Annotated in this window: 10 protein-coding genes; 8 read left to right on the forward strand and 2 right to left on the reverse strand. The window is 45.1% G+C overall.

The window, feature by feature from the left end; genetic code table 11:
• Positions 1-204 precede the first annotated feature (204 nt).
• From JL57_RS09225 to araA, 4 genes are all read left to right on the forward strand, one after another.
• Entirely contained in the window at positions 205-486 is a 282-nt protein-coding gene (locus JL57_RS09225) for a hypothetical protein (protein ID WP_034141757.1), read from the forward strand.
• A gap of 19 nt (positions 487-505) precedes the next feature.
• Entirely contained in the window at positions 506-2,176 is a 1,671-nt protein-coding gene (locus JL57_RS09230) for a ribulokinase (protein WP_034141758.1), read from the forward strand.
• Positions 2,177-2,204: 28 nt separating this feature from the next.
• Positions 2,205-2,891, forward strand: coding sequence for an L-ribulose-5-phosphate 4-epimerase (gene araD / locus JL57_RS09235; protein ID WP_034141759.1), 687 nt, complete (start codon positions 2,205-2,207; stop codon positions 2,889-2,891).
• A gap of 85 nt (positions 2,892-2,976) precedes the next feature.
• A complete protein-coding gene (araA, locus tag JL57_RS09240; RefSeq protein ID WP_034141760.1) occupies positions 2,977-4,473 on the forward strand; it encodes an L-arabinose isomerase in 1,497 nt (498 codons plus the stop codon).
• A 100-nt stretch (positions 4,474-4,573) separates the two neighbouring features.
• On the opposite strand, the gene JL57_RS09245 is transcribed toward araA, so the two are convergent.
• Entirely contained in the window at positions 4,574-5,551 is a 978-nt protein-coding gene (locus tag JL57_RS09245; protein WP_034141761.1) for an ROK family glucokinase, read from the reverse strand.
• Between the two features lie 418 nt (positions 5,552-5,969).
• Here JL57_RS09245 and JL57_RS09250 point away from each other — a divergent pair, with 418 nt between their 5' ends.
• From JL57_RS09250 to JL57_RS09265, 4 genes are all read left to right on the forward strand, one after another.
• The gene (locus JL57_RS09250; protein WP_034141762.1) at positions 5,970-6,755 is read left to right on the forward strand and encodes an IclR family transcriptional regulator; all 786 of its coding nucleotides are present in this window, start codon (positions 5,970-5,972) and stop codon (positions 6,753-6,755) included.
• 121 nt (positions 6,756-6,876) lie between these two features.
• Positions 6,877-7,395, forward strand: a complete 519-nt coding sequence (locus JL57_RS09255) for a (2Fe-2S)-binding protein (RefSeq protein WP_034141763.1) — start codon at positions 6,877-6,879, stop codon at positions 7,393-7,395.
• A 3-nt stretch (positions 7,396-7,398) separates the two neighbouring features.
• Entirely contained in the window at positions 7,399-9,711 is a 2,313-nt protein-coding gene (locus JL57_RS09260) for a xanthine dehydrogenase family protein molybdopterin-binding subunit (protein WP_034141764.1), read from the forward strand.
• Positions 9,708-10,682, forward strand: coding sequence for a xanthine dehydrogenase family protein subunit M (locus JL57_RS09265; RefSeq protein ID WP_034141765.1), 975 nt, complete (start codon positions 9,708-9,710; stop codon positions 10,680-10,682). Before JL57_RS09260 ends, JL57_RS09265 begins: the two co-directional genes overlap by 4 nt.
• A 154-nt stretch (positions 10,683-10,836) precedes the next feature.
• On the opposite strand, the gene JL57_RS09270 is transcribed toward JL57_RS09265, so the two are convergent.
• On the reverse strand, positions 10,837-11,105 hold a 269-nt coding region (locus JL57_RS09270), incomplete at its 5' end, for a hypothetical protein (RefSeq protein WP_291299890.1).

The raw sequence follows: 11,105 nt of genomic DNA on the forward strand, positions 1-11,105 counted from the left end.
GTTGCCTTGTCTGGCATTTCGAAGTCAATTATCAGCAATAGAATACTGTTGCAGATAGTGCTTGACCCAACGGTGAGAGGTTCTGTAGAAAAATCATACCTTCATATTTGGATAAAAGCTGAATAGTATTTTCAGCTTTTATCTGTATAACGGTATAAACAATGTAGTTTATCGTATGGAAAAAGGTTTAAAGGAGAGTCGTCTATGTCTCACTCAAATATTGTTCTAGGATTAATAATTATGGCCATCGGAATGTATGGAATTGCGTTTAATAAATACCCTGGTAAACAAATTTCGTATGATGCCGCAAAGAAGAACTATAAGACAGCCAACGAACGAAGAATAACGTTATTCGATGGGATTTTCTGCATAATCTTTGGCGTGGTTTATATGATACCTGGAATGGTTGTTCTCTTCCCGTTAGCACTATTGCTAATAGGTTATTATCCAATCAAAGTGACGTTACTTAAACATAAATTAATATGATCAAGGGGATGGAAAATCAATGAATCATAAATATGCTATTGGAGTGGATTACGGAACTCAATCTGGAAGAGCAGTACTTGTTGAAGTAGAGACTGGGAAAGAGGTCGCTGCTGCAGTCAAGGTTTATCCTCATGGCGTCATGGACGAGTATTTGCCGGATGGCGTGACTAAGCTAGAACCGGATTGGGCGCTTCAACATCCTCAAGATTATCTGGAGGTTCTAAGTGCAACTATTTCTGCAGTTTTAAAGAAATCAGGAGTCAAGGCTGAAGATGTCATTGGGGTTGGGATTGACTTTACGGCTTGTACCATGTTACCAACCTACAAGGATGGCTCGCCACTATGCTTCGACGAAGACTTGAAATCAAATCCTCATGCCTATGTGAAGCTTTGGAAACACCATGCTGCCCAAGAGGAAGCGAATCAGTTGAACAAACTAGCGGAGGAAAGAGGAGAGAAATTCCTTAAAAATTACGGGGGAAAAATTTCTTCAGAATGGATGATACCTAAAATACTCCAAATTGTTCATGAGGCACCCGAACTTTATAAGTTGGCAGATCGATTCATGGAAGCGGCTGACTGGGTAGTCTATCAGCTTACTGGAGAAGAAAAACGAAATAGTTGTACAGCAGGGTATAAAGCAATATGGCATAAACATGAGGGGTATCCTTCCCAGGATTTCTTCAAAGCGCTTCATCCAAACCTTGAAAACGTAGTTGAAGAGAAACTTAGCACTGACATCTATGCCATAGGTTCAAAAGCAGGGGAAATTACGCCTCAAGCGGCAGAACTCACGGGGTTAAAAATTGGAACTGCTGTAGCTGTTGGTAATGTCGATGCTCACGTCTCAGTTCCGGCCTTGGGCATGACGGAGGCAGGCAAAATGTTAATGATTATGGGAACATCAACATGCCATGTCATGCTGGGGACCGACGAAAAAATCGTTCCCGGTATGTGCGGTGTCGTTGAAGACGGAATTATTCCTGGCCTATTGGGTTATGAAGCAGGTCAATCCTGCGTGGGAGACCATTTCGAATGGTTTGTAGAAAATTGTGTGCCTGCTAGCCTAACCAAGGAAGCTGAAGAACGAGGCCTAGATATTCATGGGCTATTGACAGAAAAGGCTGAAAAACTCCAAGTAGGAGAAAGTGGACTGATTGCCTTAGATTGGTGGAATGGAAATAGATCGGTATTGGTGGATGTTGACCTTACCGGAATGATTTTAGGGTGTACTCTTTTAACAAAACCGGAGGAGATCTATAGGGCCTTAATAGAAGCAACAGCTTATGGAACACGGAAAATAATTGATACCTTCGAGGAAAATGGGGTTCCTATTCGTGAATTATATGCAGCTGGTGGGATTGCTGAGAAAAATAAGTTCATGATGCAGATCTATTCTGATGTAACTAACCGTGAAATTAGAATATCAGCTTCAGCTCAAACTCCTGCTCTTGGTTCTGCCATGTTTGGAGCAGTTGTTGCAGGGAAAGAAAAGGGCGGATATGACTCAATTGTTGAGGCAGCAAAACACATGGGTAAGGTGAAAGAAGACTATTATAAACCCAATAAAAAGAATGTTGAAATCTATGAAGAGCTTTACGTGGAATACAATATCCTCCATGATTACTTCGGACGAGGTACAAATGATGTCATGAAAAGACTTAAGAAGATAAAAGCCGCAGTAAAATAGGAGCAGTCACCTTAAAGGAGCTAATTATATGCTAGAAGAATTAAAAAGATCCGTCCTGGATGCAAACCTAGAACTACCTAAAAAAGGTCTTGTAACCTATACCTGGGGAAATGTCAGTGGCATTGATCGTAGGAGCAATCTTATTGTCATTAAACCTAGTGGTGTTCCTTACGAAGAACTTAAACTTGAAGATCTTGTTGTCGTCGATCTTGATGGAAATCAAGTAGAAGGTAAGTTAAAGCCTTCATCGGATACTCCAACTCATCTTGTTATTTATAAAAATTTCAATCAGGTGGGTGGTGTGGCTCATACTCATTCGAGATGGGCTACGAGCTGGGCACAAGCGGGTAAAGGAATTCCGGCCCTAGGAACCACTCATGCGGACTATTTCTACGGAGAAATACCATGCACTAGAAAGCTGACGCCAGAAGAAATACAGGTAGACTATGAAAAGCAAACTGGAGCAGTAATAGTAGAAACTTTTTTAGGTAGGAATCCAATTTATATGCCAGGAGTGCTAGTGAATAATCATGGGCCTTTTACTTGGGGAAAGGATGCTCAAGAGGCAGTGCATAATTCTGTGGTACTTGAAGAAGTTGCCATGATGGCTTATACTGCCTGCTCGCTTACGCCTGGAGTTAATTCGATTGATCAGATCTTGCTGGATAAGCATTTTCTAAGAAAGCATGGTGTAAATGCTTATTATGGACAATAGGAAAACAGATGGAGATAAACTCCACCTGAAGTAAGTTTCCTTATAGAGAATATAAAAAATGAGACGAAGATGGAGAGATGAAATGATGTTAGATATTAAAAAATCAGTATTTTGGTTTGTGACTGGAAGTCAAGATTTATATGGACCTGAAGTGCTTCTGAAGGTAGAGGAACATTCTAGGTTGATGACGAAGGGCTTAGATCACGATTCAGCCATCCCTTATCAAATCGAATTTAAGTCAGTCTTGAAAACACCGGAGGGTATTCGCAAGTTGTGTCTGGAGGCAAATGTTGATGATTCTTGTGCTGGCCTAATTACATGGATGCACACCTTTTCACCCGCAAAAATGTGGATTGCCGGCCTTTCAGAGTTGAACAAACCGCTCTTACATCTGCATACTCAGTTTAATCGTGACCTGCCCTGGGGTAATATTGACATGGATTTTATGAATTTAAACCAATCCGCTCATGGTGACCGTGAATATGGTTTTATCGGTGCTCGCCTGCGGATTCCTCGGAAAGTGGTTGTCGGCTACTGGGAGGACCCTGAAGTCTGCCAAAGAATAGGTACTTGGATGCACACGGCTGTAGGATACACAGAGGGACGCCAGCTTAAGGTTGCACGGTTTGGCGATAATATGCGCGAAGTGGCTGTAACAGAAGGAGATAAGGTAGAAGCCCAAATCAAATTGGGTTGGTCTATAAACGGGTACGGAGTAGGGGATTTAGTAAGATATATTGACGGCATTTCTGACGCAGAAGTAAACCAATTGATGGAAGAATATGAAACTCTATATGATATTGTTTTAGAAGCTAGGGAAGAAGGTTCGCTTCGTGAGGCTGTTCGAGAACAGGCTCGTATTGAACTGGCCTTAAAGGCCTTCTTGATAGAAGGTGGTTATAGTGCCTTTACCACGACCTTTCAAGATTTGCATGGTATGAAACAGCTCCCTGGTTTGGCAGCACAACGTCTCATGGCGGCAGGGTATGGCTTCGGTGCTGAAGGGGACTGGAAAACGGCCGCCTTGGTTCGAATCATGAAGATCATGGCTGCAGGAAAAGGGACTTCTCTCATGGAAGATTACACCTATCATCTGGAAAAAGGTAACGAAATGATCCTTGGAGCACACATGCTTGAAATTTGCCCAACCATAGCCGCTTCTCGCCCGCGGATTGAAGTTCATCCACTTTCTATTGGTGGAAAAGCTGATCCTGCACGATTGGTCTTTGATGGTGCAACTGGCCCTGCAATTTGTGTCTCACTAATAGATATAGGAGGACGCTTCCGTCTGATTGTTAATGAAGTAGATGCTGTAAAATCACCGCATTCACTGCCAAAGCTTCCCGTTGCCAGAGTTCTTTGGAAACCTCAGCCCAATCTTCAAGAGGCAGCTGAAGCTTGGATACGTGCTGGTGGAGCTCACCATACTTGTTTTTCATTGAAGGTAAGTGCTGAACAATTGCTTGATTGGTCTGAAATGGTGGGTGTTGAATGTCTATTAATTAACAAGGACACCAATCTTTTGGCTTTCCGTAACGAATTGCGCTGGAACGATCTCGCTTGGAAATTAAAAGGGCTCTAAAGATTGCGTGAATTCTTTGGATATCATGAACTTGGCATCTTTCTGAGTCTGAGAGCTTCTCTGTCCGCCTCAGGAGCCTTAAGGTCAATCACCTTTGACCTTAAGGCTTATTTAATGTGTATTTTCGATGAATCAACCAGGCAGCACCCGTTAACCCTGCCAGGTTTCCCAGTTTAGCTGGAACAATGGATGTGTTTTCTGCTACTCTTGGCAGAATCGCCTTATTAAAGGCCTTCGTCAGGGGATCAAAAAGTATCTTGCCTGCATGTGCAACTCCTCCGCCAATCACGATAACCTCAGGATTTAACAGATAACACATTTGAGCCAAGGTGTTTCCAAGGATGCAGCCAACTTTTGTGATAATCTCTAAGCAAATAGAATCCCCTTGTTGGGCCAATTGGACCACTGACTTGGCTGAAACCGTTCCCGTTCGGTCATATTCGTCTTTTAACGGTCCGGTTGACATCCCCTTTACCTGTTCCAGGGCATCCGACACAATGGCTGTTGCCGACGTTTCAGTTTCCAGGCAACCCTTTCTGCCGCAATTACACCTACGGCCACCTTGAGGCTTAACAGTAATGTGCCCTACTTCGCCCGCACATCCATTTGCGCCGTGATAAATATTACCATTGATAATTACGCCACCACCGATTCCGGTGCCCAGTGTCAGGCAGATTAAATGTGAAGCTCCTTTTCCAGCCCCACTCCACATTTCTCCCAAGGCGGCTGCATTTGCGTCGTTATCAACCATAATTGGCACCATCCACATTCTCTCTAGATCTGCTTTCAAAGGTACATGATCCCAGCCAAGGTTAACTGCCTCAACGACAATACCCTTTTGCTGATCGAGAAATGCAGGAACACCAGCTCCTACGCCAATAATATCTTTCCATTCATATTGACTTTTCCGAAAAAGTTGTTCAGCCATTTGAGAGAAAACAGCTAATATCTGATGGTAACCTGCTTTGACCGGCGTTGGACTTTCCAGAGTATGGAGAATATTGCCTAGCTGATCTACAAGGCCCATCTTGATGGAAGTTCCCCCTAGGTCGATGCCTATATAAACTGACGGTTTCATACCGGTTGCCTCCTATTCCTCAACACTTACAAATATGATCGAGCCGTAAAAATTGGACATCAAAACTGAGTTTTACCTATGCACACACGGAATACAGTTGAAAACCCCAAAAGGGAATTTAGTAGCTCTGTAGGTTAATATTGACACAACAGTACGGAAGTTTGCAAGCTTTTTAATTTCGATTTTCAGTCTATCAAATTAACGTGCCATTCGGGCAAAATTCATTATAATACCTTCTAATTCAGTAGGGGAGGGTAGAGACCCCCACTGAATCATCGAGCGAAGTTAGTTCGCTTAAGGTCGCTGATACTACCTATAAATTAATTGACAGAAAATTCTATATCGTGTTAATATTATATTGTGAACATTGTGTTATCATTATGAACATTTGAGAACCTCGTACAAGGAGTGAGCCGAGTTGGAAACTGAAGAGAAATACTCGATAAAAGTAATTTTGAAAACGATGGAACTACTCAAGTGTTTCTCCCCTCAACAGTCTGAGTGGACGGTTAATGAACTGAGCAATAAGCTGAATATGAACCGCACGACGGTTTATCGAATCCTGACCACTCTGGCAACAGGCGGATTTGTACAATCAAATCCAAAATCCGGTGGTTTCAGACTGGGTTCCACTCTGATTGGATTAAGCTTAGCGCTTTTTAATAGTATGGACATACGCACGTTGGCTGGACCTGTGCTTCAAGGGTTAACCCAGAAAACTGGGGAGAGTGTGCACTTAACAATTTGGTATAAGGATAAAGTAATGCTTATCGATCAATGGGAAAGTCCTTCCGACATCAAGGTTTCTGTACCCCTAGGCAAGAAATTTTCCGCTCATTGCACAGCAACCGGTAAGATATTTTTATCTGAACTACCAGATAAGGAATTCGATAGATACTTGTCAGAACATGAGTTGAAGACGTTTACCCCGAACACAATCATAGACAAGGAAGCCCTTAGAGAAGAGGTACTTAAGGTCAGGCACAAGCAGCTGGCGTTTGATTTTGAAGAATATGCCCTGGATATTGTGGCTTGTGCAGCTCCTATTTTTTCTTACGACCAGAAGATAAACGCTGCAATAGCTGTATTAGGGCCTAGTAGGCGAATGCGAACGAAAATTGAGGAAATTGCAGCACTAACCAAGGAAGCAAGTGAACTGATTTCTAAGAGCTTAGGGTACATTGCGTGTGAAGTCGTGAACTAAGGTTGAACATCGAGACTTCGGTGACGATAGTGTCCGGTGGAAAGTATCGCCGATCGATCATAAGTGGAGTTTTAACGAGAACCGAAAGTTCGAAGTTTTACTATGGGGGAGGAAGTTATTAATGGAACAAACATCCAAAGAAAAATCCCATTCCACTCTTACTCTAAGTATCAATGGTGATACCCACTTATTCGCCTTGGGAGAGGGCTGTCACGAGGTCTCTCCGTCTCACACCTTAGCCTTCACCCTAAGAGAGAGGTTAGGGCTTACGGGTACTAAAATTTCCTGTGATCGTGGTGCTTGTGGCTGTTGTACTGTGATGATGGACGGGAAAGCGGTCCTCTCCTGTATGCTCTTGACTGTAGAGTGTGAAGGAAAGGAGATTTCTACAATTGAAGGCTTAGGAGATCCTATGACAGAATCCATTGATCCTATCCAGCAATCCTTTATCGACCATACGGCCTTCCAGTGCGGGTTCTGTACTCCGGGAATTATCATGAGCACCAAGGCCCTCCTTACTGAGAACCCCTCTCCCACAAGAGGTGAGGTCCAAGAAGCCCTCTCAGGGAATTTCTGTCGGTGCAACAGTCATTATCATGTTCTGGATGCGGTGATGGCAGTTGCCCGAAAGGACGGTTAAGAAATGAAAGACTACCGCTTTATTGGCAAATCCACACCCCGTACGGATGCCCTCGACATCGTTACGGGCAAAACCAAATTCATTAATGATCTTAGCGTTCCCAATATGCTCTACGCTAAGGTCCTCAGAAGTCCTCATTCTCATGCTCTCATCAAGAGTATCGATACTACCAAGGCGATGAACCTCCCCGGTGTGAAGGCCGTCCTCACCCACAAAGATATTCCCGAATGGATGGGGGGATTACCACAACACGTTCGAGTCCTCGACAGTAAGGTCCGTTATGTTGGGGACGCGGTTGCCTTGGTAGCGGCTGAGACGGAGGAGATTGGAGAAGAGGCACTCCGCCTGATTGTGGTCGAGTACGAACCCCTTCCCGCAGTCTATGATGTAGATGAGGCTATACAACCCGAGGCACCGCAGTTGTATGAGCAGTTCCCGGGTAATGTCTTGCCACGGGGAATCCGGGTGTTTGGACCAACCCCCCTTCAGGAGCTGGTCATTGGGGATATAGACCAGGGAATCGCAGAGGCTGATTTCATTGTTGAGGGAACCTATGCCTATGAGAATATACCCAATCCTTTGCCACCGGAATCTCCTGGAGCAATCGCGGTTTGGGAAGGGACAGATACCTTAACAGTTTGGTCGGCATCCCAGGGTCCCCATATGCTCAAAGTTGCCCTTCAGAATCTGATGGGGAGATCCACTAAGGTAAAGTCGATCGGGAGTCCCGTTGGAGGGAGTTATGGTTCAAAGTATATGTCTTGGCAGTATGTTTTTCCGGCCGCTGCGCTCGCCAAAGCGACAGGGAGGCCTGTCAAGATTTGTTACGGGAAGGCAGAACATTTGGCTGCCTTTTCAGTCCGCATCGGATCCCGCATTCATGGTAAGGTAGGCATGCAAATGGACGGCACCGTAACGTTCTTGGAGGGCGATTGGTTAGTTAACACCGGCGCCTTTTCAGAAGGGACTCAGGGTATGGTAGCAGTGGGGTGCGGTGAAGTGCAACTCATGCTGAAGTGTGCCAATTGGAATCTTAAACCCCAAGTGGTATGCACCAACCGAACAGCTTCAGGGCAGGTGCGGGGTTACGGCGGTCAAGAACTGAAATGCGCCTTGGTTCCCATCCTTACTCTCGGAATGGAAAAGGCTAACATTGATCCGGTCGATTTCTTCAAGAGGAATTATGTGAAACCAGGGGAAGGCTATTACTGGCGGGATGGAAAATGGTGGGTTTCTAAGGGAGTCGACTTCACCAAGGCGATCGAAGAAGGCTCTAAAGCCTTCGGCTGGCAAGAAAAATGGCAAGGGTGGTTAAAGCCTACATCTGTCATGGGTACAAAGCGGAGAGGCGTGGGGGTTGGAGTACACGGTAATGCCGATGTTGGGGAGGATGTATCCGAGGCCTTTGTACGTCTTGATCCCGATGGTAAGGCTACAATCTACTCAGGCTTGGCGGAACATGGCACAGGTCAGCGCAGCAACATCTGTAAGTACGTGGCTGAGATTCTACAGCTTCCTCTTGACCGGGTTTCTGTCACGGCGGCTGATTCAAGCATCAACCCCTTTGAGTTTGGACCTGTCGGTTCGAGGGGGACCTATGCCATAGGGAGTGTTGTGATAGCTGCCGCTGAAGATGCTAAAAAACAGCTTTTTGAACTAATGGCCCCAAAGTTTAATGAAATAATGGCTCCTAAGTTTAATGTTACGTCGGAAGACTTGGAAACGGAAGACGGGATGGTCTACGTGAAAGGGAAACCCGAAGTAAGGCTCCCGTGGATCAAAGGGCTCCGCTATCATGGCACCTGTCTGGGTCGCGGCCGTTTCGAGCCTGATTTCACTCAGCCCAACTTTATGATGATCTTTACCGAAGTGGAAGTTGATACTGAAACGGGCAAAGTTGATCTGATCAGAGTAGTAGCTGCTACCGACGTTGGACAGATCATTGACCCTCTTGGCATTACAAATCAACTCAATGGCTGCCTGGGTTCTGCCGGTATCGATAGCGCTCTTTTCGAAGAGACGGTTTTAGATACACGGCTCGGGCGCATCATGAACCCCAATATGATCGACTACAAGTGGCGTACCTTTGCAGAACTTCCCGAGATGGAACATGCAATCCTCGAAACACCCTTTCCCACCCATCGCTTCCATGCCATTGGCGTAGGTGAGATTGCCCCGTCTCCTGGGCCCTCTGCCGTTCTCATGGCCGTAACCAATGCCATAGGTGTGCGGATCCATGATTATCCACTCACTCCAGAAAAGATCTTAAGTGCTTTAGGGAAGATAGATACTCTGAAGAAGGGGGGAAGAGTATGAAATCCTTTGCTCATGAGAATGCCCGCTCAGTGGATGAAGCGATCCAACTACTCGTAAAATATAAAGGAAGGGCCAAGCTTAATGCTGGGGGAACAGATCTCCTCGGAGTCTTAAAGGACCGTATTCTCCCTGATTATCCTGAAGTAATTATCAATATTAAACCAATAGCTCAGCTAAATACAATTGAAGAGAATGACGATGGGATAAGGATTGGTGCCTTAACACCCCTTATAAATATACTCTCCTCGACCTTAGTCGAAAAAACCTACTCAATTCTCCAAGAGGCGGCCATTACCGTCGCCTCTCCTCTAATTCGGAATATGGCGACGATCGGTGGAAACCTTGGTCAGGATACCCGCTGTTGGTACTACCGTTATCCTGAGGAGATCGGTGGTATGATTAAGTGTTTCAGGAAAGGGGGGAAGACATGTCCTGCTGTCCCTGGAGAGAACCGCTACCATGCCATTATGGAGGCAAAGAAATGTTTTGCGGTCTGTCCCTCCGATATGGCTGTGGTACTAACCGTTCTTGATGCATCGCTTACTATTGTAGGTGGAGGAGGAACCCGAAATATCCCAATGAAGGAGTTCTTTACTCCCATAGGGAATGTACTTGCACCTGATGAGATGATAATGATGATTAATATTCCAAAGCCTTCTCCCGTTGCCAGACAAAAATTTCTTAAGTTCACTCTTAGGAAACCCATTGACTTCGCCATTGTGAGTGCTGCATGTCTCATCACAGTAGATAAGGGGGTCTGTAAAGATGCCCGGATTATACTAGGGGCGGTAGCTCCCAAACCCATTCGGGCCATTGAGGCCGAGGAATTTTTAAGAGGGAAAGAATTGTCCGAAGAGATTGTAGCTGAAGCAGCGAGGCTTGCTCTGGTTGGAGCAAAGCCCCTTTCCAAAAATGCCTATAAGGTTGAGATCGCAAAGACACTGGTGAAGAGGGTAGTGAAGGGTCTTTGAGTGAAAAAGGGGCAAAATCTCGAAAGGATTTAGCCCCTTTTTCAGTGGCCACTAATTCGGAGCTACGACTTTAAGTCTGGAAAACCTAAAATGAAATTAATCGTTATATTGAAGGAATACATAATTAGGGCTTGCTAACCAACCCTTTTTTCTCTTAGGCAACCAGAATATTACGATTTTCCGCCTTAATATCCAACTCAGACTTTGGGCAATCCGACAAGGGTGGATTGGCGCTATAGCCCTCACGCTTGTCTGGGGCTCGGCATATCCTATAGCGGGATCTGAAAAGACATTCCATAAAGGGATTGGCAGCCGGTATGAGGATGGAAATTTCCAACAGGACGCCTGAGCAAATCCCGTCCGAGGTTAACTTTATCAAGGAACAAAGCAGCAAAATGCTGCTTGGCAACGCCGTTGGGATCG

The organism is Desulfosporosinus sp. BICA1-9 (assembly GCF_000802135.1).